Origin of the sequence: Microvirga sp. RSM25 (assembly GCF_044784385.1) — a bacterium.
GTDB classification, from domain to species: domain Bacteria; phylum Pseudomonadota; class Alphaproteobacteria; order Rhizobiales; family Beijerinckiaceae; genus Microvirga; species Microvirga tunisiensis.
This window is the reverse complement of record NZ_CP173039.1, coordinates 728,139-752,641: the sequence shown is the minus strand read 5'-3', so window position 1 is coordinate 752,641 and position 24,503 is coordinate 728,139. Positions and strand designations below refer to the sequence as shown.

The window sequence follows — 24,503 nt, the reverse complement described above, 5'->3', positions numbered from 1 at the left end:
GCGAGCGTATCGGCCTGTAGAACTGCAGTGATGGAAGATGATCTTATGAGAAGGAGGAGCCTCTTTGAGACCTTAAGAGGCTCCTCGCTCCGTATAGTCACCATTCGATGACCGGAGCTTGATCATCCCGCAGGATGATCGTTTTCAGATCAACTCAACGGGGGAGTTGCTCCGGGTAGCGAGCAGGCAGCTGTTCAGGATAACGAACGGCAGGATAGACAGAAGTAGGATAAATGTGCACCAGCATAATATTCCCCTTTGTCATTTCTTTACGAGAGCTTCCCTAGAGACCATCCCCAGGGCTGTTCAAGCTCTCGTAAAGGAGAATAAATGTGATAACGTTTTTGTAAAGCGCAAAAACGAATGGAATATCATTTTGCAATCTTGAGTTAAGAAATACAACTTCAGCTGAATACTGAAGGGGGCTAAACGTAAACTGGATGTTGAGTCATGCAACAATCCCAACCCTAGATAAGTGGGGCAAACCTCAGAATCACTAATGTAATCTTATTACTATTATTGAGAGTTATCGCTAATACCCCATTATTATCAGGCACTTATTATCTATACCTCTAGGGAATCAGGCTGTTGCGAGCACCAAAGTCCTGCCAGCGTGAGATTGGTTTCCTCGATAAATCGGCGCAAGCGCGCCCAGCCGTGTTGGTGACGTTAGGAGTTTCGCATCTCCGAATGGCAGGCACGGCTTGTCCGACCAGTCAGGCTGCGTCCGCCGATGCATCCGCCGGGGCCAAGCGTTCCACCGCTCCGGAGACATGCGCCACCGCATCGCGAAGTGTGTTGAGATTGGCTCCCGGCTTCACCGCCTCTGTCGCCAGGTGGCGGCGGTAGGCCCGCGCTCCGGGGCGTCCGGTAAAGAGTCCCAGCATATGCCGGGTGATGTTGTGAAGCCGTTCGCCCTTCGCTAGCTGCTCCGCCACATAGGGCTCATAGGCCTCCACCGCCTCGAAGCTGTCGGCCACCGGCGACTCCTCGCCATGGAGTTCGCGGTCGACGCCGAGCAGGATCTCCGGCTCATGGTAGGCCACGCGGCCCAGCATGACGCCATCCACATGCTTCAGGTGCTCGTGGATCTCGGCCCAGGTCTTGATGCCGCCGTTGATGGCGATCGGCAGATCGGGCCGTGCTGCCTTGAGGCGATAGACGCGCGGATAGTCGAGCGGCGGGATGTCCCGGTTTTCCTTCGGCGACAGGCCCTGCAGCCAGGCCTTGCGGGCATGGACCGTCAACTCGTCGCAACCGGCCGCCACGACGCAATCGGACAGGCGGTTCAAGGCCTCCTCCGTGTCCTGGTCGTCGACGCCGATCCGGCACTTCACCGTTACCGGCAGGGACACGGCCGCCTTCATGGCCGCCACACATTCGCCCACGAGCACGGGCTCCTGCATGAGGCAGGCGCCGAAGCGGCCGTTCTGCACCCGGTCGGAGGGACAGCCGACATTCAGGTTGATTTCGTCATAGCCGAAATCGGCACAAATCCTCGCGGCTTCCGCCAGATCCGCCGGATCCGACCCGCCGAGCTGTACCGCCACGGGATGTTCAGGTTCGCTGAAGCCCAGCAGCCGTTCCCGCGGTCCATGAATGACCGCCCCCGTCGTGACCATCTCCGTATAAAGCCGCGCCCGGCGCGACAGGACGCGATGGAACGCCCGGCAGTGCCGGTCGGTCCAGTCCATCATGGGCGCAATGGAAATTTTAGCAATATCTGCAATCACTTAACTGTCTCAGTCGATCCAGGCAACATTCTCGTACATTCGCGCACGTTACGCTTTCTCCCCAGAAAACCTCAATGATTTCATTGGAGCAAAATGCGGAATGGCTGATTTTGGATTATTCCGTACAGAGATGGTGGCATAAAACCAAGGGGCAAGGCGACCATGGTCGATCACGTGATCAAGAGCTATGAGGACTTCCACAAATGGGTGTTCGACCACTTCTTGGATCATGGCTCCCTCTTCCGAGGACATGCCAACATCGACTACTTGCTGATGCCAAGCGTCGGCCGGCAGCTCGCGAAGTTTGTGGGCGACAAGAAAACAAAGCAGAATTTGCTCGACCAAGAGCGGTGGTCGTTCGACATTTTTGAGAAAGAGGCGATGGCCTTCGTATCCGGGCCGGAGCCGAATAGATGGGAGATGTTGGCGCTCGCTCAGCATCACGGGCTACCTACAAGGCTGCTGGATTGGACACACAATCCCATGGTTGCTCTGTACTTTGCTGTCCGTGATGACCAGCCTGCAAATGGCGTCATCTACGGGTTTGGAGCTAACATGATGCCCGATTTGGCAGATGCCGAAGATCCGCCACAAGATCCGCTTTCGATCTCACAAAACTGGCAGTTCATTTCCCATCGGATCTCACCACGCATCGTTGCTCAGGAGAGTGTATTCACGGCACATGCTGATCCGACCGAGATATTCTCGTCCCCTTTTATCTACAGGGCCGTAATCCCAGCAGAGCTGAAGCACAATCTCAGGATAATACTTCACCGATATGGGATGACTGCAAAGGTCTTATTCCCTGGGCTAGATGGGATAGCGAGAACTGTTTCGTACCTAAAGTTTGGCGGCGGCTCCTGACACTGGGCGAGCGGCAGGCGAAGCCGCGTGATCTCGTCGGCAGCTTCTTTCGTTAGCCTGCAGATATGGCCATCTCCACGAATGCTCCCGTAGCAAGCATTTGCCTGCCACCGCCCGAACACGCCGCCCCACTCGTGCTCCTCTTGCTGAGATCGGTAGAGAATGTCGCTCGCACCAACTCGCCCAATATTATTGTGCAGCGCAGAATCAAAAAGATGAGCTCAGTGTCTATGGAGCTGTCGCTGAAATCGCGGCCAGCAGACAAAGATGCGTGCAGCATTTGAATATAGACGACAGTCCCGATCCTACCCTTAAGTTCTCCTTGCTGCGGTTCGCTTCATCCGCATAAGCTGTCGGCAGCATACAGGCTGAACCATATCGCCATCCCAAGCGTCGGGGGAGTCATTGGTCGCGTACGATCTGGTCATCAAGGGTGGAAGCATTGCGACCACCGAGGGCGTCTCGACGATGGATGTGGCCATTTATCGTGGCCAGATCGCCGCGCTCGGTTGGGACCTACAGCCGGGGCGGCGCACGATTGATGCCACGGGTAAGCTCGTTCTCCCGGGTGGGGTCGATGCTCATTGTCACATCGAGCAACTCTCCGGTGGCGGTCTGATGAATGCCGACACGTTCGAGACGGCCACCCGCTCTGCCGCTTTCGGTGGCACGACGACCGTCATCTCCTTCGCAGCCCAGCATCGAGGAGACAGTTTGCTCGATGTCGTCCGGAACTACTCGGACCTTGCTGCGAGCGGCGCGGTGACGGATTACGCCTTTCATCTTTGGATTTCCGATCCGACGCCGCAAACGCTGGAACACGACCTGCCCCAGTTGATCGAGAGCGGCCATCGCTCGATCAAGATCTTCATGACCTATGATCGCGTGCGCCTTCTCGACGAGCAGGTCCTGGACGTGATGATGGTGGCCCGGGAGCACGGCGCCCTGGTCTGTGCCCATGCCGAAAATCATGGGATGATCAAGTGGATGGCCGACCGGCTCGTGTCGCGTGGCTATGTCGAGCCGAAGTTCCACGGTGTGAGTCATCCCCGCGTGTGCGAGATCGAGGCGTTCGAGCGCCTCATTCGCTTCTCCCGGCTCCTGGATCAGCCCATCATGCTGTTCCATGTCTCCACCGCCGAGGGCGCTGCCGTTATCCGGCGCGCACGTGGTGAAGGCATCAAGGTCTTCGCCGAAACGTGCCCGCAGTACCTGTTCTTGACTGCGCAGGACCTGGATCGCCCCGGCCTCGAAGGTGCCAAGTGGATGTGCAGCCCTCCTCCGCGTTCAACAGCCGATCAGAACGCATTGTGGCAGGCGCTTGAACTCGGCGATCTTCAGGTCGTCTCCTCCGACCATGCGCCATACAGGTTTGACGAAAGCGGCAAGCTTTCAGCGGGCCCCAACCCGGATTTCAAGCAAATCGCCAACGGTCTCCCAGGGCTCGAGACACGCCTGCCGCTTCTGTTCGATGCCATGGTGAGCCAAGGAAGATCGAGCCTGGAGAAGTTCGTCGAGATAACGGCGACGGCTCCGGCGAAGATCTACGGTCTCCATCCGCGCAAGGGCGCTATCGCGGTCGGTGCCGACGCCGATATCGCGATCTGGAACCCGGATCGCGAGGTAACATTCACCGATGACGGATTGCACGACAATGTCGGCTACAATCCTTTCGCCGGCCGCACATTGCGGGGCTGGCCCGAGATCGTCCTGCGTCGGGGTGATGTGATCGTCGCCGACGGAGAGCTCCAGGCCGCTCCCGGATCGGGACAATTGCAGGTGCGCGGACGGGCTGCCTCGATGAGACCAACCGGCGTCCTCAGTCCCGAGTTCGATCCGGCGAGCAACTTCGGCGCTCAGCTCCTGTGATCCACACCCTCGAGATCCCACTGGTCCGCCGGCCAGTCAATATTCAACACATCAGCATCGGCTCCAGATATCATGACTGAACCAGTAACGGTCGTTCGAAAGGCAGCTTGGGTCGTCGCCTGGGACGGAGGCGCATCTCAACACGTGTACATGCAAGATGCCGATGTCGCCTTCTCCAAGGCCGGGGTGCTGTATGTGGGGCCAACCTACGACGGTCACGTAGACGAGGAGATCGCCGGCGCATCCATCATGGTGATGCCCGGCCTCGTAAACATCCACTGCCACTCCGGGGACGAGCCCATTGCCAAGGGCCTGTTCGAGGATGTTGGAACCGCGGTTCTTTGGGGCAACGCCCTCTATGAATATTCGGCCCTCGTCGACTCCGATGCGGATGCGAAGGCCGCATGCCAGACGGTGATGCTGAGCGATCTGATGCGCAGCGGCGTGACCACCCATCTCGACATCGCGTCGCCTCATTCCAAATGGCTCTCCCTGGCGGCGGAAAGCGGAATGCGAGCCTATCTCGCCCCCGGCTTCCGCGAAGCGCAATGGCGCATGGCCGGCAGCCACCGCCTTGACTTCGAGTGGAACGAGGCGCAGGGGCGCGAGCGCTTCGCCGAAGCTCTGGCCTTCGTGGACCAGGCGCGTGCTCATCCCAGTGGCCGTATCGACGGGGTGATAGCACCATCGCAGATCGAAACGTGCTCCGAGGGGCTGATCCAGGATGCGGTCGCTGAAGCACGCAACCGCGGGATGCGGATCACCATCCATGCGGCGCAGACCATGGCCGAGCACGAGGAGTTGCTTCGGCGGACCGGAGAGACGGCTCCGGCCATGCTGGAGCGCCTGGGCGTCCTTGGACCGGACCTGATCCTAGGGCATTGCATCTTTCTCGATCATCATTCCTGGGCCCGGCAGCGTAGCCGCGAGGACCTCGCCCGCCTTGCCCGAAGCGGCACCTCCGTAGCCCATTGTCCCGTTACCTTCGCACGCAGCGGCATGACGCTCGAAAGCCTCGGCGCCTATCTCCGCGCAGGGGTCAATGTCGGTATCGGCACCGACAGTTATCCCTTCAACATGCTGGAAGAAATGCGCGAGGCCATGATCTGCTCGCGCGTTGCCGGACGCAGCGTGTTCGACCTGAATACGAGCGGCTTGTTTTCTGCGGCGACCACCGGAGGAGCAATGGCCCTTGGCCGCAGCGACATCGGGCGGTTGGCGCCCGGCGCCAAGGCGGATTTGGCTCTTGTGGATCTGAGCCACCCGGCCATGCAGCCGATCCACGATCCGCTGCGCAATCTGATCCATTGCGCTGCGGAGCGCGCCATTCGTGACGTCTATGTAGACGGCCAGGTTGTGGTCAAGGACCATCGCGTCGCCAATCTGGACTACGATGGCGCGGTTCGAGAGCTGCAGGACGCGCAGAGGCGCGCCTCTCGACGGGCGGAGCGGGAAGATCCGCAAGGCCGTCCCCTCGCTACTTTGGCTCCCTATTCCCTGCCGCTCGCTGCCCGAGGATGAAGCAATTATGGGATCTTCGGTTTATGTCATCAATCCGAATTCCTCACAGTATGTCACGGCAGAAATCGACAGGGCCGTGGCTCCCTTGAGGAGCGCCGATGGACCGGACATCGTGTGCCTGTCCCTGGCCGAAGGCCCACCCGGCATCCAGTCTCAACGGGATGTGGACGGCGTTATCATGCCCTTGCTTTACAAGGCGTCCGAGCTGGAGGACAGCGCAAGCGCCTTCGTCGTCGCGTGCTTCTCGGATCCCGGCCTCCATGCTCTGCGCGAACAGAGCCGCCGTCGCGTGTTCGGGATTGCCGAATGCGGCGTGCTGACGGCGCTCACTCTCGGGCAGCGCTTCGGCGTCATTGCCATCCTGCCAACCTCTGTTCCAAGGCATCTCCGCTATTTCGGCGCGATGGGTGTCATGGATCGCTTCGCCGCCGACCTTCCGATCGGGCTTACCGTTGCCGAGCTCTCCGACGAGGCGCATACGTTGGGCCGCATGGTCGATGTCGGCCGTACGTTGAAGGCTGCTCATGGCGCTGACGTCCTCGTGATGGGCTGTGCCGGCATGGCTCGTTATCGCGCTGCCCTGGAGGAGGCCGTCGGGGTCCCGGTCATCGAGCCGACGCAGGCCGCCGTCGCCATGGCGGTCGGTCATGTCCGCCTCTCGCAGGCTCTCGCGCCCTGACGGCGCTCTCACTTTTCTGCCTAACCCTTCTATGCCCTCATGGAGCCTTAAATGACTAGCGTTGTCGCCAAGACGACCCTCTTCCGGAACTGCGATTGGATCGTGGCCTGGGACGAGGCTGCCCGATCCCACGTCTACCTCCGCAACGCGGACTTCGTGATTCGAGGCGCGGACATCATCCATGTCGGGGAAGGCTATTCCGGCCCGGTCGATGCGGAGGTCGACGCCCGCCGGATGATGATCATCCCCGGCTTCGTGGACATCCACAGTCATCCCGGCCACGAGCCCGGCTGGAAAGGCATGCTGGAAGAGCTCGGAAGCCCGCGCCTCGGCCAGAGCTCGTTATACGAGTTCATGCCGGTCTTTCAGATCGGCCCGGAATACACGCGCCCGGCGCTTCGTGTCGCGGCGTCGGAGCTCCTGAAGAGCGGCGTCACGACCATCTGCGATCTCGGCAGGCCGCGAGAAACCTGGGCTGACGAATATGCGGAAACCGGCATCCGCGCCGTTCTCTGGGGGATGTTCCGGTCCGGCCCCTGGAAAACCACCAATGGCCACTCGGTGGATTACGACCTCGATCCTGCAACCGGCGACCGGTTGCTGCGCGAGGCGATCGAGATTGCGGACGCCGCCTCGAAGCATTCGAGCGGACGCATCACCGGATTCTTCGCACCGGCCCAGATCGACACCTGCACGGAGGGGCAGATCCGCGATGCCCTCGACGCCGCACGCGAGCGAAATCAGCCGATCCAGATCCACGCCGCGCAGAGCATCGTTGAATTTCAGGAGATCATGCGCCGCTACGGCTGCACGCCCATCGAATGGCTCGACAAAATAGGAGCCCTGGGGCCGGACACGATCATCGGCCATTGCATCTTCCTGAACGACCATCCCTGGCTGCATTGGCCCCACGCCAGCGATTTTGAGCGCCTGCGGGACAGCGGGGCTCAGGTCGCGCATTGCCCCGTCGTCTTCGCCCGGCGTGGCATTGCCCTGAACACCCTGAGCCGTTACATGAACGCGGGCATCCGCTGCGGAATCGGCACGGACAGCTTCCCCCACAACATGCTCGATGAACTCCGCATGGCCTGTTACGCGGGCCGGATCATCGCGGGAAGCTTCACGGCAGCGACCACGAGAGATGCGTTCATGGCCGCTACGGCCATCGGGGCGGACATGATCCGCCGGCCGGACCTGGGGCGCCTTGCTCCGGGGTGCAAAGCGGACTTCTCGGTCGTCGACATGAGCAATCCCTACATGCAGCCCGACTACGAGCCCATTCGCAGCCTCGTCTACTCGGCCAATGACAGGGCGATCAAGGACGTCTATGTCGACGGCCGTCAGGTCGTCCGCGACGGCGAGGTGCTGGACTTCGACATCGGTGAGGATCTCGAGATGCTGCGCCGGGGACAAGCCGAAGCGATTGCGGCAGCGCCCCAGCGCGACTGGGCAGGCCGCAGTCTCGAGCAGTTGAGCCCCCGCGTCTTCCCTGTGCGCAATTGATCGAGGGACGGCACATGACCCTGTCGACCATTCGCTCCATTGACGTCGATCCCAAGGCGGAGGCCGCCGTTCAGATGATCGACGTGCACAAGTGGTACGGCGAGTTCCACGTGCTGCGGGACATCAACCTCAACGTGCGCCGCGGCGAGCGCATCGTCATCTGCGGTCCCTCGGGCTCGGGCAAGTCCACGATGATCCGCTGCATCAACCGCCTGGAAGAGCACCAGAAGGGCCGCATCATCGTCGATGGCACCGAGCTTCTCAACGATCTCAAGCGCATCGACGAGGTGCGCCGCGAGGTCGGCATGGTGTTCCAGCACTTCAACCTGTTCCCGCACCTGACGATTCTCGAGAACTGCACGCTGGCTCCGATCTGGGTCAAGAAGATGCCCAAGAAGGAGGCGGAAGAGATCGCCATGCACTACCTGAAGCGGGTCAAGATCCCCGAGCAGGCGAACAAGTATCCGGGCCAGCTCTCCGGCGGCCAGCAGCAGCGCGTGGCGATCGCCCGCTCGCTGTGCATGAGCCCCAAGATCATGCTGTTCGACGAGCCGACCTCGGCGCTCGATCCCGAGATGGTCAAGGAGGTGCTCGACACCATGGTGGGGCTGGCCGACGAGGGCATGACCATGCTGTGCGTCACCCATGAGATGGGCTTTGCCCGCCAGGTCGCCGATCGGGTGATCTTCATGGATTACGGGCAGATCGTGGAGATGAACACCCCGGACGAGTTCTTCAAGAACCCGCAGCACGAGCGCACCCGGCTCTTCCTGTCCCAGATCCTGCACTGAGACGGATCCCCGAAACGCAAAAGGCCCCGGACACCCCCGGGGCCTTTTTCTGTTGGTACGGCACCTCTTCTCGAGACAACTCGTATCAGTGAGCCGTCTCTCCATGTCGGTCGAAGACAATCTCGCCCCCACGGATCGTGAGATCACAGCGAGTGTCATGGAGCACGTCCTCCGGGGAGGCTGTCAGGAGATCGCGCGAGAACACCGCAACATCCGCCGCGAGGCCGGGAACGAGGCGGCCCCATTCATGCTCGGCCTTGTTCACGTAAGCGCCGAACTCTGTAAAGGCGGTGATAGCCTGCTCGATGGATACCACTTCCCGCTCATCCATGACGGTGCCATGGGACGTCTTACGGGTGATCATAGAGAAAAAATTTGGGAATGGATTGATGCCGCAGACAGGGGCGTCACTGCCGGCTGCAGGCTTGAAGCCAAGATCAATCCAGGTTCTGAGTGGATAGGAAGGCTTTGCCCGCTCTTCGCCCACAACGGAAATGTACAGATCGCCGAAGTCATAGATGAACACGGGCTGGGGCACCGGCTGAACGCCGAGGCGTTTCATGCGGGTGTTCTGGTCGGCTCTTGCATAGCCCGCATGCTCGATCCTGTGGCGGCGATCGGGATCCGGGATCACTTCGAGGGCTCGCTCGAAGGCATTCAAAGTCTGCTCGATGGCCGCATCGCCGATGGCATGAACGGCCAACTGATAGCCCTTTGCATGATAATCATGCACGAGGTCATTCATCTCGTTGTCGTGCAGGAGCATCAGGCCGGTGGTTTTGGGCTCTCCGACATACGGCTCGGTCATGGCGGCAGTCCGGCCGCCGGCGCTGCCGTCGGTAAAGATCTTCACTGGCCCGACGCGCAGCATGGAATCGCCTACGCCCGTCACTACTCCATCGGCATAGGCCTGTTCCACGATGCCGCCCGGCCCTCCTAGCAGGCACTGGGTCGTCCTCACGGGCAGGCGGCCGAGGCGCTGGGCTGTGCGGTAAGCCGCAACCTCACGATAGCCTGCCCTCATGCCGACGCCGGCATCCATCACGCTGGTGATGCCGTAGGACAGGCATGCTCTACCGGCATCGTCGATGGCCTGAACGAGTTCCTGATCCGTCGGTTCCGGCAAAACCGCCTTCAGGCGGTCACGGCCGGTTTCGGCCAGCAGGCCAGTCAGCCGCCCGTCCCGCTGCTCGATGGCGCCGCCCTGCGGGACGGGGGTCGTCTCGTCGATTCCTGCCAGTTCGAGCGCCTTTGAGTTGCAGATCGTCACATGGCCGCAGGCTCTCACGATCGCAACGGGATGATCGGGCGCGACTGCATCAAGTTCCTCACGGAGGGGATGACGCCTGACATCAAGTTCGAACTGATCATAGCCACGCCCTTGGATCCACTGACCGGGCGGCGTGGCCGAGGCGCGCTGCCTAACCCTTTCAAGTAAGGCCGTAAGAGTGGGTGCGGAGGCAGGGCGCACATCCACATGTCCCATGATGATCCCGTAGGGCAGAAGATGCATGTGCGAGTCGCACAGCCCCGGCGTTGCGAGGCGACCCGCGAGATCGATCACGCGCGTCGACGGGCCGATGAGGGGCTCCATATCGGCTGCCGATCCCACTGCCAAGACGTGCCCGGCCCAGAGGGCCACCGCTTCAGTCACTTGCTCTGAAAGGCCGCGGAAGACCCGGCCGTTTGTGAGGACGATGTCGGCTTTGGGCAAAAAGGGCATGAACTACTCGCGCAACGAAGAACAGTGACAGCAGAGGCTGTCGCTGAGAACAAGTCGAGTTTGCATACCTTTTAGTCAGTCAGCAAGTTCAGAGATGTTTTACGGTGGGAAAATCTGCCCTTGATACGCTGGCTCTTTCGGGTCTAGCTTCAAGTGTCAGCGACCAAATAAGGCGCATGGAAAGAGGGAGTACAATGATACAATCCAAATTTATGGCCCGTTGGCTTGCGGTGGGCCTCATCGCAGGCGTTGCCGCTGTTTCGGCGGCACCTGCATCTGCGCAGGCGACACTCGATACGGTGAAGAAGCGCGGCAAGATTCTTTGCGGCGTGTCCCCTGTCGCTCCCGGCTTCTCCTATGCCGACGACAAGGGCGTTCGACGCGGCTTCGATGTTGATATCTGCCGGGCTGTATCGGCAGCGATCTTCGCCGACGCTGACAAGGTCGAATACGTCCCGCTCAACACCAACGTGCGCTTCCAGGCCGTTCAGTCCGGCGAAGTGGACATTCTGTCTCGCCAGAACACCTGGAGCTTCTCGCGCGACGCCTCTCTCGGTCTCGATTTCGGACCTGTCGTGTTCTACGACGGCCAAGGCCTGATGACGACGGCCAAGCTCAACGTCAAGAGTGCGAGCGAACTCGCTGATGCCGCGATCTGCCTGTTGCCTGGGACCACGACGCTCCAGAACCTTGAGGACTTCTTCCGGCCCAAGAACATCAAGTACGAGTCCGTCGTGTTCGAGAACTCCGACGAGTGGCGGAACGCCTTCTTTAACGGACGCTGCGACGCCATCACGACGGATCGTTCGGACCTTGCTTCCGTTCGCGCCATCGCCAACGATCCCTCGCAGTATGTGGTTCTGCCCGAAACCATCTCGAAAGAGCCTCTCGCTCCGACCATTCGCCAGAATGATCCCAATTGGCGCGATATTCTCAACTGGTCGGTCTATGCCCTCATTGGCGCCGAGGAGAAGGGCGTGACGCAAGCCAATGTGGACGAGTATCTCAAGAGCGAGGACCCCGAGATCCAGCGCATGCTCGGTGTAAACGGCGACTTCGGGAAGATGCTCGGCCTCGACAACAAGTGGGCTTACAACATCGTCAAGTCCGTCGGTAACTACGGGGAGGTCTTTGATCGCAATCTTGGCCCCAAGACCCGGCTGGGTCTATCCCGCGGCCCGAACGAACTCTGGACCAAGGGCGGTCTGCTTTACGCACCGCCGTTCCGGTAATCTGAGTTCAGCGGGCGGCCCTTCGGCCGCCCGCTTCGCCCTCGGCAGAATCCGGAAAGGATCATCATGCGCGTCGATGCGTCGAGCGGGACGAGTCTTCTTTACAATCTTCGCTTTCGGGCCATCCTCTATCAGGTGCTCGCCGTCGGCAGCATCGTCCTTGTCGGCCTTTACCTGTTTTCAAACGTATCGCAGAAGCTAGCGGAGCAGAACATCGCTACAGGCTTCGGCTACTTGGGCCGTGAAGCCGGCTTCGTCATCAGCCAGTCCTTGATCGACTACAAGCCCACCGATACCTATGGCCGAGCCATCCTGGTTGGCATCGTCAACACGGTTTGGGTTTCGGTCTGGAGCGTGGCGCTCGCCACGATCATCGGCCTTTTCGTCGGCATCGCCCGTCTTTCTCGCAACCCGCTGCTCGCCTTCCTGGCCTTCCTCTATGTCGAAGCGTTGCGCAATGTGCCCCTCCTGCTCTACCTCTTCCTCTGGTATGCCCTCATCGTTACGGGACTGCCGGCCGTGCGCGACGCATGGGAGATTTTGCCCCATGTCTTCTTGAGCAATAGCGGCCTGACCGTGCCGTCCCTGATATGGACGAGCGCCCATACAATCATTCTTCTGGCGTTGGTTCTGGGAGGAATTCTCGGAATTTTCGTGAACCGCCGCGCAACGGCCGAGCGCATCAGAACGGGTCAGGCGCGAGTGACTTGGCCTCTGGTTGCACTGGTTCTTCTTCTCCCACCCGTTCTCGCAATCCTCGCCGTTCAACCCGATATTACACTCAGCATCCCAGAGAAAGGACGCTTTCGACTGACGGGCGGTTCTCAGCTCACCCCGGAATTCACGGCTCTCCTCGTCGGTCTCGCACTCTCCGCCTCAGCCGGCATCGCGGAGATTGTGAGAAGCGGAATATTGTCGGTGCGCAAAGGGCAGTGGGAGGCGGCGCGTGCACTGGGCCTGAGGGACGGGTTGACCATGCGCCTCGTCGTTCTGCCGCAGGCGCTTCGCGTCATCATTCCCCCGCTCACCAGCAGCTATTTGAGCCTCTTCAAGAATTCGTCGCTTGCAATCGCCATCGGCTATCCGGATCTCGTCATGGTGTCGAACACAACCATGAACCAGACCGGGCAGGCGATTGAGGGAATCGCGATCTTTATGCTGGTCTATCTTGGCCTGTCGATCATGATCTCCCTGTTCATGAACTGGTACAACAGCCGCGTTGCGCTGAAGGAGCGCTAGGCCATGACGACCGCGACCGACATTGCCGAATCACAGTTGAAGATGCCGGCTCAGCGTGAGCCAAGTGTGGAGCGTCGCCTGCTCCATCGCACACTCAAGCCTCTATTCGGGACACCCGTCAATGCCATCGTTACGCTGGCTTGCTTGTGGATCCTGTGGCTTGCTGCCAAGGGCGCATACGGCTGGCTCGTGACCCGGGCCGTCACGGAGGGTGGAGCCCAGGCCTGCAAGGTCGGGCATGGCGCCTGCTGGCCCTATTACGAAGCGAAGCTTCGCTTCATGATCTTCGGCGTCTATCCTTATGACGAGCACTGGCGCGTGGCCCTCGCCATGATCCTGTTTTTGGGGGCTATCGGAATCACGATGATCCCGCGCTTCTGGAACCGAAATCTTCTCGTTCTCTGGAGCATGACGATCGTCGGGGCCGCAATCCTGATTTGGGGCGGCGTGTTCGGCCTTTCGTATGTACCGACGACGCAGTGGAGCGGACTGCCCCTCTCCTTCCTGCTCTCGGCTGTCGGACTCGCTTTCGGCTTTCCTCTGGGGGTCATTCTGGCCCTGGCACGCTCCTCGAAGCTCCCCGCCATTCGCGTGATCGCCATCGTCTTCATCGAGGTGATCCGGGGTGTGCCTCTCATCAGCATCTTGTTCATGGCATCCGTCATGCTGCCGCTCTTCATGCCGAGCGGGATCACGGTCGACAAGCTGCTGCGGGCACAAATTGCCATCGTGATTTTCGCGGCGGCCTATATTGCAGAAGCAGTTCGTGGTGGCTTGCAGGCGATTCCGCGGGGACAGCACGAGGCTTCCAGCGCGATGGGCCTGCATTACTGGCAGGCCATGCGCCTCGTCGTTCTGCCGCAAGCGTTGAAGATCGCCATTCCGCCGCTGGTGAACATTTCCATCGGCTTCTTTCAGGACACGACGCTCGTCACGATCATAGGCCTTCTGGATTTCCTCTCCACCGTTCGTACGGCGATGACAGATCCAAACTGGGTCGGCATCGCCGTCATGGAGGGCTACGTCTTCGCAGCCGTCGTGTTCCTGGTTTTTTCCTATGGAATGGGCGCCTATAGCCGCTTTCTGGAGCGTCGCATGCGTCTCGGACTCGATTAGACCAGCGAGAGCGCTGTCTCCACAGCTATTCGGACTGCTCGAAAGCAAAGGGCACCTCGATGGATCGAGGTGCCCTTCAAGTTAGTCCCAGGATGCCGTTGGCATCGAAAGCCTCTATCAGGCGGCACGTGCCGCACGTCGCTCTTTGGCGAGATCCATCGCTTGATAGGTCCAGTAGGTGAGTTGTGCCGCGGCAACGCCGAAAGGCCCCCCGTTCCACACAAGGCCGAAAGGTTCATAGAGGCGATAGCGATCGCTCCGGCCGAGAATCCCTTCCGCGATCACCCGCCCTCCGATGGCCGTAGTGTTCATGCCACGCCCGCCAAACCCAAAGACGTACCAGACTCCCGGCTGGAGTTGTCCGATGAGAGGCATCAGATGGCGAGCATATCCCATGAGGCCCGACCAGGCGGTCTCCACACGCACGCCTTCGAGTTGCGGATAGGTGGAGACCATCGTCTTCTGCATCATCTCAGCGAGGCGGCGAGGCTCGGTCGTGCGCGTCGTGATCCGCCCACCCCAGAGAAGGCGTTCTCCCTCATCGACGAGGCGGTAGTAGTCCCCAGCACGACGGTTGTCGCTAATCGCCATCGGCGTGCGCACCGCCTCTGCGATCCTCTCCGGTGCCGCTTCCGTAAGAAGCACGTAAGTCGCGATCGGCAAAATGCTGCGGCGTAGGCGAGGCACCAGATTGTCCGTGTACCCTCCCCCTGCCAGAATCACGTCACGCGCCCTCACCTCACCGCGTGCCGTCCTGACGGTTTTCTCCGCAGCATTGAGATCGCATCCGGTGACGCGGGATTTCTCGAAGACCCGCCCCCGTTCGCCTCGATGGCTCGCGCCAGAGCGCGGGCATAATTGAGAGGGTGAAAGTGAAAGCAGGCAGGATCGTGAAGCGCCTGGTAGTACTTTGGTGAGCGCAGGACGGATCGCACGGCGTCGGTCGGCATCACATCGAGATGATAACCGAATTCCCGCTGCATCATTTCGCACTGTCTCGCGAGGCCTTCCGGATCATGATATCGGAGCACGCTCATCTTGCCGTAGACCCGCTTGTTGTCGCTCACGGCAAGACTGTCGATGTTCTCCTCGACGATGCGCACGCCCTCGATCGATAGTCGGTGCAAAGCCTTCGCCTTCTCGCCCCCAACCATGCGGGCGATATTGGCATGGCTCGTCGCATAGCCTGGGCCGACGAAGCCTCCATTCCGGCCGGATGCTCCCCAACCGACCCGCTCCGCCTCCAGCACCACCACAGAGCGGCCTGATCGTGCCAGATCGAGAGCCGCCGTGAGACCTGCAAGCCCGCCGCCGACGATGGCAACATCGGCCGCCACAAGTCCCTCGAGGGAAGGATGTTGCGCCATATCCGTGAGCGTGCGGGCGTAGTAGGTATCTCCGTAGCCGTTCATGAAAAGCCCCCGATCCTTGCAATCGCCTCAAATCCTATCGAGATAGCCGGCAGCTTGAAAGCTTCCTTGGGCGCCTAAGCAGATGATCTAACCGTTCTATATGCTGCCTGAGCGCTCCGCCGCCTTCGGGATCACTGGAGAACATCGGCCATCGACCGGTCGAGAATCTGGATAAGCAGGTCCGCGTGCTCGCGCTTGAAGATCATTGGGGGGCGCAGCTTGATGACGTTGTCATGGGGACCGTCCGTACCCATGAGAACACCGAGCTCCTTTGCCCTGTTGGAGATCCTGGAGGCCGGGTCGCCTGCATGCTCCTTGGTTGCCCGGTCCCTCACGATCTCAATTCCGAGGAACAGACCTCGGCCGCGTACGTCGCCGATCGCCGGATACTTCTCCTGAAGGCGCTTCATCCCATCGAGCAAATAGGCGCCCTGCTCGGAGGCATTGGCGAGCAGGTTCTCCTGTTCGAGTGTCTCCAGAACCGCAAGCCCGGCGGCACAGGACACGGGATTTCCGCCGAAGGTGTTGAAGTATTCCATGCCGTTCGCGAAGGCCTCGGCTATCTCCCGGCGCACCGCGACGACCGCAAGCGGATGGCCATTGCCGATGGGCTTGCCCATGGTGACGATATCCGGAACGACCCCATGCTCCTCGAATGCCCACATGGAGTCACCGACGCGGCCGAGACCGACCTGCACTTCGTCGGCGATCACGACGCCGCCTGCGGCGCGAACACTGGCATAGACGCTCTTCAGGTATCCCGGCGGAAGAAAGACCTGGCCGGCCACGCTCGGAATCGTTTCCGCGATGAAAGCCGCTGGAGCATGGCCCGACGGGAGGCCGGAAATAAGCCTCCCTGCCTCCTCGGCGTAATAGTGACCGATCTCCTCTGGCGTCCCTACGATGGGAGCCCGATAGACTTCCGGGATCGGGAGCTCGTGGGTGAAGGAAGGCCGTCCGCGTCCCCCCTTTCGCTTGTACTTGTAGGGACTGATATCGATCAGAGCCTGCGTGTGGCCATGATAGGCCCAGTCGAGCACCAGCATGTCGTTGCGACCGGTGAAGGTCCGCGCCATACGCAAGGCCAAGTCATTGGCCTCGCTCCCCGTGCAGACGATGAAAAACGTGTCGAGCTCTTTCGGAAGGGACTGGGCCAGTCGGTCCGTATAGTCGATGATGGTGTCGTGAAGATAACGCGTATTGGTGTTGAGAAGCGCAGCCTGACGGGCAATCGCTTGCACCACGTTAGGATGACAATGACCGAGATGGGCGACATTGTTGTAGCAGTCGAGATAAGCGCGCCCTGCATCATCGATGAGCCAGACGCCTTCGCCTCGCACCATCTTGAGCGGTGTGCGGTAGGACATGCTGACATTGCGTCCCAGTCGCTCACGCCGCTTCTCGATTAACTCCTCCCTCGTGCGGCCGCTTCGCTCGAAGGCTTCGGATATCAGGCCCGCAAAATCGTACGGGCGTGGATACAGGTCCTCCCAGACCGGGACGAAGGCCTCTTCGCCGACACCGGGGATGATGCTGAGATCCTCGTAAGGGACCGTGATCAGCTGCAGGTGGATATGGGGCACCCAACCGCCGTTTTCCGCATAATCCCCAAGCCGGGCCACAAGGGCGCCCGCTTCTAGGCGCTCGCCGATACGGCGCTCACGGGCCGAGGCATGGTCGAGATGCCCCCAGAGCGTCCAGAAGCGCAGGCCAGGCTCCGGCTCATGCTCAAGCAGGATGAGCCCGCCATAGTCTTGTGGATCTGGGTTGATCGTGGTTGCAACGACCGTTGCGGCCAGGGGCGTGAACATCTCGGTTCCCGCCGGCGCAAAAATATCGAGCCCAAGATGCACGTTGCGACGCTTGCCTTCCGCCAGCACTGACTCGAAGAAGGGTGCCGTATAGATGATGCGCCGCTCCCCCCAGGGTCCGAGACCGAGGGTGAACCCGTGCTCGCGCACGAGCTCGGCATAGGCGCGCTCGGCACCGTCATTGTCCTGGGCCGCGCTTGCAGCAGCCAAGGGCTCGTCAAGGCTGCCGAGATTCAGAACATGCTTTGCCTGGCGCGCCGGGTGCGGTCTCATGAGAGGTGCAAGATTCCGGCGATTGGCGGAGAGCCACTCCCGGATGCGGCGGGCTCCCGGGGCGGCTTCGAGCCCGCACGCCTGCCGCAGAATGCCAGTCGCAATGCGATGGTCGATGACGGAGAGTTTTCGTAGAAGATCCCAAGCGGGCTTTTCACTCACGAAGAGATACGGATCCTGGGCTGCACCCAGCCGACGGGCGGCCGACATGGTGACGCTGATGGCAAGGCGGGCCATGATCAAATGCAGGATCACGGTGAATTCCGCATCCTGCAGAGGATACTCGGCATGATAACCGGCGACGATCCGGGCAGCCGTCTCGATGGGGCTGGCCTCGTCCAGCATGGCATAGGTACAGGCCACGGCGAGTTCGGCAACGATCGGCGAATGCACCGCATCACCGAAATCGATCAGGCCGTTCACGCGACCGTCGGCAACGAGGACATTCCAATCGTTGGCATCGTTGTGAATCACCCCACAGCGCAGGTGCTTCAGAAGCGGCGCGACACGGCTATCGTAAATGTCGAGAGCGCTCTCGACGAGGCGGCGCTGCTCGGGATCGGCGACCGCATGCAGGCGCGCCCGTGATAAGGGCGCCGTCCGGATCTCCCAATCGAAGGAACGGTGCGCTCCCGGGTGGCCGAAGCTGGCAAGCGCTCGATCGAGGCGCCCGAGCAGGCGCCCGGTGCCGTGGAGGATCTCCGGTGTTTTCGTTTGCTCGGCGAGCGGGCACCCCGCGAGATAGGTGACAAGACGCACGGCGTATCGTCCGTCCGCGCCATCGATAAGAGCATAATCCTGACCGCCGGTCGTGTGCACAATTCGCGGCACGGCCAAGTCCGGATCGCAACCTTCCAGGTGACGCAGGAGAGCAGTCTGAAACTCAATGGCGGAGAGCGGCTCTGCCGCGTTCATGATCTTGAACGTAAAACCCCGCCCGTCTGCCGTCTCGACACGGAAGTTCTGGTCGCGCTCGCTCGGCAGAGAGGTCAGCTCACCCTCGATGCCGAAATGCGCCCGCAGAAGCTCGCGCGCTTCGGCACTCGAAAAGGCAGGACGAGGGTTGTTGACGATGGTCACGACAGCATTCCGAGTTTGTGGCTTTCCCGAAATCTGACATTGACGGAGTGGCGACTGCACCAGTCAATATGGCGGTCCGGCCGCCATATTGGCGGCTCGACCATGGATCTGCACCACTCAGGCAGGCTTCTCGTCCTTGAGGACAATCGCCGTCGTAACATCCGCGACATCCGGCATGAGGGCGATCTCGTCTCGGGCGACATTGAGTCCCGACATGGCACCTGACTCGATCTCGACCACCAGATCCAGGTCGCCACTGACCGACAAGCACCGGCGGACAGCCGGAAGGGCTGTGATGCGGGAAACGGTCTCGCGCGCCGGCGTTCGCCCAAGCCGGATCATCAGCAGTGCCCGGACGGCCTGCCCGCCCCAATGGTCTGGCTGCACGTCCGCCTTATAGCCAAGAATGATGCCCTCTGCCTCCATGCGGGCAATCCGCTCGCGAACGGAGCTGCGCGCCAGCCCGACCTTGCCGGCCAGGGTTTTGAGGGGAAGCCGGGCGTTCTGCTGGAGAAGACGCAATATCTGGTGGTTCTTTTCGTCCATGCGGTGACATGCCTAGAACGGTTACAGGCAAAAATGTTGGCCCGCCTAAAGAGTTAAGGTTCGGCAGCCAATTGCCTATACCGTATCACGAGCGCCGGGAACCCATGAAATACGCTCACAACGGCTGGGTAAGCCTCGATGTTTGTGAAGGTCGCCTTGCCGCCCGAACGCGAAAAATCGCGCCAAAGTCTGCCCGATGACGGAGCGTTATTCACCAACAGTCGGATTGGGGCAGTGGCTAGGTAGTTCGATCATCCCGGCAGAGGAACCGCCAATCCGACTTTGACGCGGTCCATGGCGACGAAGGTGCGGAACCTCTTCACGTTGTTATTCCCGAAGAACAGGCGACGCGTGAGCGCCTCATAGGCCGTCATCGTCGACACCACGACCACCAGAACGAAATCGGCCTCTCCAGTGACGTAGTAGCACTGCTGCACCTCGGGAACCGAGGTGAACTCCCGCTTGGCGGCATCAATCAACTCCGCCGTCTCGCTGATCACCTCGACCTCGACGAAGATCGTGATGGCTTGCCCGACCTGAGCCGGATCGATGACCGCGACATTGGCCTGGATGACGCCTGCTTCCTCCATCCGCCGAATGCGGCGTTGTACGGCCGGGGCCGACAGACTGACGGCCTCGCCGATCACCCGCTGCGGGGTGGAGTTGTCCCGCTGGAGGATGTTCAGGATCGCCAGGTCGAAGGCATCAAGGGTGATCGAGGACGAAGACCTGGACACCGCGGACTCCACTTACACGAAAAGAACTTGCATTCGGCGGGCCGAAATAGAGCGCCTTTATCGTGCGAAGTGCAATATCTTCTCGCCGCTCTAGCCAAAAGGACGGCGATGTTTGTTTCCAACCAGCACTCCGACTACCGCAAGCCCCTCGACCCGGTCGTTGCTGCGATGTTGGGCATGACGGCCGCCGAGGAGGTCGAGCGCTACCTCACCTACCGTGACAATCATGCGCCGACGCCTCTCCACACCCTACCGGCTCTGGCCGCCGAACTCGGGGTCGGAACGATCCACGTCAAGGATGAGGGCTTCCGGCTGGGCCTCGGCAGCTTCAAGGCCCTGGGTGGCTCCTACGCGGTCATCCGGCTCGTGCTGGAGGAAGCCAGCCGCCGGCTCGGAAGGCAGATCGACATCGCCGAACTGCACGCGCCCGAGGTTCGTTCCATCGCCGCTGGCATGACGATGGCCTGTGCCACCGACGGCAATCATGGTCGCTCGGTGGCCCAAGGCGCGCAACTTGTCGGTGCCAAGGCCGCCATCTTCGTTCACTCCGGCGTCAGCGAGGAGCGCGTGGCGGCCATCGCCCGGTTCGGGGCGGACATGATCCGCGTCAAAGGCACCTATGATGACTCGGTGGCTGAGGCGGCCCATGTCTCCGCCGAGAAGGGCTGGATTGTGGTCTCCGATACCTCCTGGCCAGGCTACGAGCGCATCCCCGGGCTGGTGATGCAGGGCTACACCGCGATGGTGCGCGAAACCCTGCGCCAGCTTCCCGAGCCGCCGACCCATGTGTTCGTGCAGGCCGGCGTCGGCGGCGTCGCGGCTGCCGTCGCGGGGCATCTTGCTCTCGCCCTTGGAGACCAGCGGCCGACCTTCGTTGTGGTCGATCCGGCCCGCGCCGCCTGTCTCTTCGAGACTGCACGAGCGGGCCACCCGGTCAAGATCACGCATGGCGAGCCGACGGTCATGGCAATGCTGGAATGCTACGAGCCGTCTCTGGTTGCCTGGCGGGTGCTGTCGCGCGTTGCCGATGCTTTCATGACCGTCGACGAGGAGGATGCGGTTGCGGTGATGAACCGCCTGGCCCGCCCCGCCGGGAACGACCCGGCCATCGTGGCGGGCGAGAGCGGCGGCGCCGGCCTCGCCGGCCTCATTCGCGCCGCGGCGGATCCGGAGATCCGAACGGCACTTAACCTCAACGAGGCGTCACGCGTCTTCGTCATCAACACCGAAGGCGCTACGGATCCGGAGCGCTATGCCGAGTTGGTCGGAATGCGCCCCCACGCCGTCAACCGCCTCTCAGCCCAATAAGGAGACGTCGATGCCCCTGGACCTGGACGCGTTGAATCGGGAAATGACCGCTTGGCGGCGTGACCTACATGCCCATCCGGAGTTCGGCTTCGAGGAGAAGCGCACGAGCGCCTTCGTCGTCGCCAAGCTGCGGGAGTTCGGCCTCGACGAGGTGGTCGAGGGCGTGGGCGGCACTGGCGTCGTCGGCACGCTCACACGCGGCAGCAGCAACCGGGCCGTCGCGCTCCGGGCCGACATGGACGCCCTGCGCATCACCGAACAGGGAATGCAGGACTACCGCTCGCAGAACCCCGGCACGATGCACGCCTGCGGCCATGACGGCCACACCGCCATGCTGCTCGGGGCTGCCAAACTGCTCGCCGACGAAGGCGGATTCGACGGCACCGTACGCTTTGTCTTCCAGCCTGCCGAGGAATGGGGCAAGGGCGCACTCGCCATGCTGGGCGATGGGCTGATGGAGCGATTCCCGTTCGAGGAGATCTACGGCTTGCACAACATGCCGGGCCTGCCGGTCGGCCACTTCCAGACCCGCGTGGGGCCGATCATGTCGGCGGAGGACAATTTTGAGATCGTTCTGAAAGGCGTTGGTGGGCATGCCGCTCGCCCGCACTGGGGTAATGAGGTGCTTGTCGCCGCCTGTGCGACCGTGATGAACCTCCAGACCATCGTGTCCCGTCGCCTGAGCCCGACCGACATCGGCGTCGTGTCGGTGACGGAGCTGATCACCGACGGGACGCGCAACGCACTGCCGGGGCTTGCCCGCATCCTCGGCGACGCCCGCAGCTTCCAGCCCGAGATCAGTGCCGAGATCGAGAGGCAGATGCGCATCATCACCGAGGGCACGGCTCTAACGTACAATGTCACCGCCGAGGTGACCTACACGCGCGAGTTCGTGCCGCTCCTGAATGATGCCACCCTGGTGGACGAGGCATTCGCAGCTGCCCGGGCCGTGTTTGAGGCAGACCACGTCTCGACCGCCCGCGAACCGATGACAGGCTCGGAGGACTTTGCCCGCTTCCTGGAGCACGTGCCCGGCTGTTTCGTATTTGTCGGCAACGGTAAGGATTCCGCGCCCCTCCACAACCCGTCCTATGACTTCAACGATGAAGGGCTTCTCTACGGCGCACGCTTTCACGCCGCCATTGTCCGACAGCGCTTGCCATCGGTCTGACCGCATAGACCGAGCATGTCGGATCCACCGCTTAGAGGATCGCTCTGTGTCACAGGCGCTCCTTAAACACGGCCGTACAACGGTCCGCTCACCGATTCATTGTAGACTTGACTGCGCCGGCACGGCGGCCCCGATCTCAGGACTTGCGCCGGTACCACGAAGCGCCACGGTTCAGATCACCCCAGCCACCTTCGCGTCCAGCACTGCCACCGCCGCGCGAGGGTCGAGTTTCACCTGCAGGCCTCTCTGGCCGCCATTCATGAACACTTGCGTGTGCTCGAAGGCCGATTGCTCCAGCACGGTCGGAACGCGCTTCTTCTGGCCGAAGGGGCTGATGCCGCCGACGTGGTAGCCGGTGACGCGCTCGGCGTCCGTGGGCTTCATCATCTGAGCGGCCTTGCCGCCCAGAACTGATGCCAGCTTCTTCAGGTTCACTTCCTGATCCGAGGGCAGGATCACGCAGGCCGGCTTGTTGTCCACCAGCACCATCAGGGTCTTGAGTACGCTCGACGGATCGGCCCCCATGGCCTCGGCCGCCTGCAGGCCGATACGCTCTGCATTCGGGTCGTACTCGTAAGCATGAACGGAGAAGGAGATTCCGGCCTGCTGCAGCGCCTGGGTCGCGCGGGTGGTCTTGGACATGGTCGTGAAAAGTCGAGGACTTAGGCCCGATCAGTGATCGTGCTTGTGCCCGTGGTGGTGACCACAGCCGCAGCCGGAACCGTGTTCGTGATGATGCTCATGGTCGTGGTGATGATGGTCGTGACCAAGCTTGTGGTCGTGCGCATGATCGTGCCCATGGTCATGATGCTCATGGCTGTGAGAATGAGCTTGGCTGTGGCTATGGCTCTCGCTGTGGCTATGGCCGTGACCGTGATGATGATGGTGATGCTCATGATCGTGGTCGCAGACATGGGCGCTGCGCTCCGGCTTGAAGGGCCGCTCGACGGGAGTTGCCGTACAGCCCTGCCCGCGCACGAGTTCGGCGACAGCCGGGTTGTTCTCGACGTAGAGGGCGTCTGCCGTGACTTCGACCAAGCCATGGCTGCTGCCGAGATGCCAGGCGAGGCGCGTGAGGCGTAAGGGATTCTCGGCCCTCACCTCCAGCAGAGGCTCGGCCGCAGCCTTGACCTGGATGAGCTGGCCGTCCTCGAGCCGCAGGGCATCGCCGTCGTTGATGGTGGTTTCCATATCGAGATCGAGCAGGACGTCGGTCCCGCCCTCGGCCCTCAGCGTCCCCTGACGGCAGCTGCGGGCCTCGTGGTCGAGGGTGATCGTGGCGACGACACGGTCCGCCTTCACGGCGGGCTTGCGGACGATGGTGGTGACGCGGGGCATGGGCTGTCTCGATGAATGTCGGGTGAGGCTTAGATAGGAAGACGTCCGGCGGAACCCAGACCGGCTCCGAATTAATAGCTGATCTTGTCGTCCTTGTCCGCCCAGGCGTCGAAGACGGCTCGGGCCTCCAGGCTTGGCAGATGATCCATGGGGAGGATGCGCTCGGCTATGGGCTTGGGGATCTCGTCATAGATCAGGCTGTCGTCGAAGCCGATATCGGCGGCATCCTGCCGGGTGTTGGCAAAGACGATCCGGCTCACCCGCGCCCAATAGGCCGAGGCGAGGCACATGGGGCACGGCTCGCAGCTCGTATAGAGCGTGGCGCCCTCCAGGGAAAAATCGCCAATTTCCTGGCAGGCGCGCCGGATCGCCGTGACCTCGGCATGGGCCGTCGGGTCGTTGGCGGAGGTCACCTGGTTCCAGCCCTCGGACAGGACCTTGCCGTCGCGCGCGATCACGGCGCCGAACGGGCCTCCGGCTCCCTTGTCCATGTGCTCGCGGGACAACTCGATGGCACGCGCCAGATAGCGCTGATCGTCGGTCTTCATGGTGTTCAT

At 61.5% G+C, this 24,503-nt stretch carries 19 protein-coding genes and 1 pseudogene; 11 read left to right on the top strand and 9 right to left on the bottom strand.

The annotated features are described in order from the left end of the window. Positions 1 to 716: 716 nt before the first annotated feature. Positions 717 to 1,733 (bottom strand): tRNA dihydrouridine(20/20a) synthase DusA, encoded by a 1,017-nt coding sequence (gene dusA / locus ACD578_RS03465; RefSeq protein WP_404290895.1) that lies wholly within the window; start codon positions 1,731 to 1,733, stop codon positions 717 to 719. Between the two features lie 162 nt (positions 1,734 to 1,895). Between dusA and ACD578_RS03460 the strand changes: the two genes are divergently transcribed. From ACD578_RS03460 to ACD578_RS03435, 6 genes are all read left to right on the top strand, one after another. After that, positions 1,896 to 2,597: an FRG domain-containing protein gene (locus ACD578_RS03460; protein WP_404290893.1), complete on the top strand. Its 702-nt coding sequence runs from the start codon at positions 1,896 to 1,898 to the stop codon at positions 2,595 to 2,597. A 405-nt stretch (positions 2,598 to 3,002) separates the two neighbouring features. Beyond that, positions 3,003 to 4,466: a dihydropyrimidinase gene (gene hydA, locus ACD578_RS03455; RefSeq protein ID WP_404290891.1), complete on the top strand. Its 1,464-nt coding sequence runs from the start codon at positions 3,003 to 3,005 to the stop codon at positions 4,464 to 4,466. 150 nt (positions 4,467 to 4,616) lie between these two features. Further along, on the top strand, positions 4,617 to 5,987 hold the full coding sequence (locus tag ACD578_RS03450; protein WP_404290889.1) for an amidohydrolase family protein: 1,371 nt from the start codon (positions 4,617 to 4,619) through the stop codon (positions 5,985 to 5,987). A 7-nt stretch (positions 5,988 to 5,994) separates the two neighbouring features. Continuing rightward, the gene (locus ACD578_RS03445; protein ID WP_404290887.1) at positions 5,995 to 6,666 is read left to right on the top strand and encodes an aspartate/glutamate racemase family protein; all 672 of its coding nucleotides are present in this window, start codon (positions 5,995 to 5,997) and stop codon (positions 6,664 to 6,666) included. Between the two features lie 51 nt (positions 6,667 to 6,717). Then, entirely contained in the window at positions 6,718 to 8,169 is a 1,452-nt protein-coding gene (locus ACD578_RS03440) for an amidohydrolase family protein (RefSeq protein WP_404290885.1), read from the top strand. Positions 8,170 to 8,243: 74 nt separating this feature from the next. Then, positions 8,244 to 8,960, top strand: coding sequence for an amino acid ABC transporter ATP-binding protein (locus ACD578_RS03435; protein ID WP_152710371.1), 717 nt, complete (start codon positions 8,244 to 8,246; stop codon positions 8,958 to 8,960). A gap of 85 nt (positions 8,961 to 9,045) precedes the next feature. Here ACD578_RS03435 and ACD578_RS03430 read toward each other — a convergent pair whose 3' ends face one another. Beyond that, complete coding sequence (locus tag ACD578_RS03430) at positions 9,046 to 10,683, bottom strand: amidohydrolase (protein ID WP_404290883.1); 1,638 nt, start codon at positions 10,681 to 10,683, stop codon at positions 9,046 to 9,048. Between the two features lie 212 nt (positions 10,684 to 10,895). Between ACD578_RS03430 and ACD578_RS03425 the strand changes: the two genes are divergently transcribed. The 3 genes from ACD578_RS03425 (at position 10,896) to ACD578_RS03415 (ending at position 14,270) form a co-directional block, all read left to right on the top strand. Continuing rightward, positions 10,896 to 11,915: an amino acid ABC transporter substrate-binding protein gene (locus tag ACD578_RS03425; protein ID WP_404293681.1), complete on the top strand. Its 1,020-nt coding sequence runs from the start codon at positions 10,896 to 10,898 to the stop codon at positions 11,913 to 11,915. Positions 11,916 to 11,981: 66 nt separating this feature from the next. Beyond that, entirely contained in the window at positions 11,982 to 13,154 is a 1,173-nt protein-coding gene (locus ACD578_RS03420; RefSeq protein WP_404290881.1) for an amino acid ABC transporter permease, read from the top strand. A gap of 3 nt (positions 13,155 to 13,157) precedes the next feature. After that, a complete protein-coding gene (locus ACD578_RS03415; protein ID WP_404290879.1) occupies positions 13,158 to 14,270 on the top strand; it encodes an amino acid ABC transporter permease in 1,113 nt (370 codons plus the stop codon). A gap of 117 nt (positions 14,271 to 14,387) precedes the next feature. Here ACD578_RS03415 and ACD578_RS03410 read toward each other — a convergent pair. The 4 genes and pseudogenes from ACD578_RS03410 to ACD578_RS03395 form a co-directional block, all read right to left on the bottom strand. Then, positions 14,388 to 15,637 (bottom strand): annotated as a pseudogene (locus ACD578_RS03410) (NAD(P)/FAD-dependent oxidoreductase). Between the two features lie 176 nt (positions 15,638 to 15,813). Continuing rightward, entirely contained in the window at positions 15,814 to 18,846 is a 3,033-nt protein-coding gene (locus ACD578_RS03405; protein WP_404290877.1) for an aminotransferase class III-fold pyridoxal phosphate-dependent enzyme, read from the bottom strand. A 117-nt stretch (positions 18,847 to 18,963) separates the two neighbouring features. Further along, the gene (locus ACD578_RS03400) at positions 18,964 to 19,392 is read right to left on the bottom strand and encodes an Lrp/AsnC family transcriptional regulator (protein ID WP_404290875.1); all 429 of its coding nucleotides are present in this window, start codon (positions 19,390 to 19,392) and stop codon (positions 18,964 to 18,966) included. 251 nt (positions 19,393 to 19,643) lie between these two features. Beyond that, positions 19,644 to 20,129 carry an Lrp/AsnC family transcriptional regulator gene (locus ACD578_RS03395; RefSeq protein WP_404290873.1) on the bottom strand — a complete coding sequence of 162 codons (486 nt, stop codon included), beginning with the start codon at positions 20,127 to 20,129 and terminating at the stop codon, positions 19,644 to 19,646. A gap of 108 nt (positions 20,130 to 20,237) precedes the next feature. Between ACD578_RS03395 and ACD578_RS03390 the strand changes: the two genes are divergently transcribed. Next, complete coding sequence (locus tag ACD578_RS03390; protein ID WP_404290871.1) at positions 20,238 to 21,437, top strand: diaminopropionate ammonia-lyase; 1,200 nt, start codon at positions 20,238 to 20,240, stop codon at positions 21,435 to 21,437. Positions 21,438 to 21,447: 10 nt separating this feature from the next. Beyond that, on the top strand, positions 21,448 to 22,608 hold the full coding sequence (locus ACD578_RS03385; RefSeq protein ID WP_404290869.1) for a M20 aminoacylase family protein: 1,161 nt from the start codon (positions 21,448 to 21,450) through the stop codon (positions 22,606 to 22,608). Positions 22,609 to 22,779: 171 nt separating this feature from the next. On the opposite strand, the gene ybaK is transcribed toward ACD578_RS03385, so the two are convergent. From ybaK to ACD578_RS03370, 3 genes are all read right to left on the bottom strand, one after another. Continuing rightward, positions 22,780 to 23,250, bottom strand: a complete 471-nt coding sequence (ybaK, locus tag ACD578_RS03380; protein ID WP_404290867.1) for a Cys-tRNA(Pro) deacylase — start codon at positions 23,248 to 23,250, stop codon at positions 22,780 to 22,782. 30 nt (positions 23,251 to 23,280) lie between these two features. After that, positions 23,281 to 23,946: an urease accessory protein UreE gene (locus tag ACD578_RS03375; RefSeq protein WP_404290865.1), complete on the bottom strand. Its 666-nt coding sequence runs from the start codon at positions 23,944 to 23,946 to the stop codon at positions 23,281 to 23,283. A gap of 71 nt (positions 23,947 to 24,017) precedes the next feature. Then, positions 24,018 to 24,503: a nucleoside deaminase gene (locus ACD578_RS03370; RefSeq protein ID WP_244627228.1), complete on the bottom strand. Its 486-nt coding sequence runs from the start codon at positions 24,501 to 24,503 to the stop codon at positions 24,018 to 24,020.

What these genes read in the sequence shown, in the direction of transcription:
- ACD578_RS03460 (WP_404290893.1), top strand. Translation starts at nt 1,896, where the DNA reads ATGGTCGATCACGTGATCAAGAGCTATGAGGACTTCCACAAATGGGTG.
- ACD578_RS03450 (WP_404290889.1), top strand. Translation starts at nt 4,617, where the DNA reads ATGCAAGATGCCGATGTCGCCTTCTCCAAGGCCGGGGTGCTGTATGTG.
- ACD578_RS03445 (WP_404290887.1), top strand. Translation starts at nt 5,995, where the DNA reads ATGGGATCTTCGGTTTATGTCATCAATCCGAATTCCTCACAGTATGTC.
- ACD578_RS03440 (WP_404290885.1), top strand. Translation starts at nt 6,718, where the DNA reads ATGACTAGCGTTGTCGCCAAGACGACCCTCTTCCGGAACTGCGATTGG.
- ACD578_RS03435 (WP_152710371.1), top strand. Translation starts at nt 8,244, where the DNA reads ATGATCGACGTGCACAAGTGGTACGGCGAGTTCCACGTGCTGCGGGAC.
- ACD578_RS03430 (WP_404290883.1), bottom strand. Translation starts at nt 10,683, where the DNA reads ATGCCCTTTTTGCCCAAAGCCGACATCGTCCTCACAAACGGCCGGGTC.
- ACD578_RS03425 (WP_404293681.1), top strand. Translation starts at nt 10,896, where the DNA reads ATGGCCCGTTGGCTTGCGGTGGGCCTCATCGCAGGCGTTGCCGCTGTT.
- ACD578_RS03420 (WP_404290881.1), top strand. Translation starts at nt 11,982, where the DNA reads ATGCGCGTCGATGCGTCGAGCGGGACGAGTCTTCTTTACAATCTTCGC.
- ACD578_RS03415 (WP_404290879.1), top strand. Translation starts at nt 13,158, where the DNA reads ATGACGACCGCGACCGACATTGCCGAATCACAGTTGAAGATGCCGGCT.
- ACD578_RS03400 (WP_404290875.1), bottom strand. Translation starts at nt 19,392, where the DNA reads ATGGACGAAAAGAACCACCAGATATTGCGTCTTCTCCAGCAGAACGCC.
- ACD578_RS03390 (WP_404290871.1), top strand. Translation starts at nt 20,238, where the DNA reads ATGTTTGTTTCCAACCAGCACTCCGACTACCGCAAGCCCCTCGACCCG.
- ACD578_RS03385 (WP_404290869.1), top strand. Translation starts at nt 21,448, where the DNA reads ATGCCCCTGGACCTGGACGCGTTGAATCGGGAAATGACCGCTTGGCGG.
- ybaK (WP_404290867.1), bottom strand. Translation starts at nt 23,250, where the DNA reads ATGTCCAAGACCACCCGCGCGACCCAGGCGCTGCAGCAGGCCGGAATC.
- ACD578_RS03375 (WP_404290865.1), bottom strand. Translation starts at nt 23,946, where the DNA reads ATGCCCCGCGTCACCACCATCGTCCGCAAGCCCGCCGTGAAGGCGGAC.
- ACD578_RS03370 (WP_244627228.1), bottom strand. Translation starts at nt 24,503, where the DNA reads ATGAACACCATGAAGACCGACGATCAGCGCTATCTGGCGCGTGCCATC.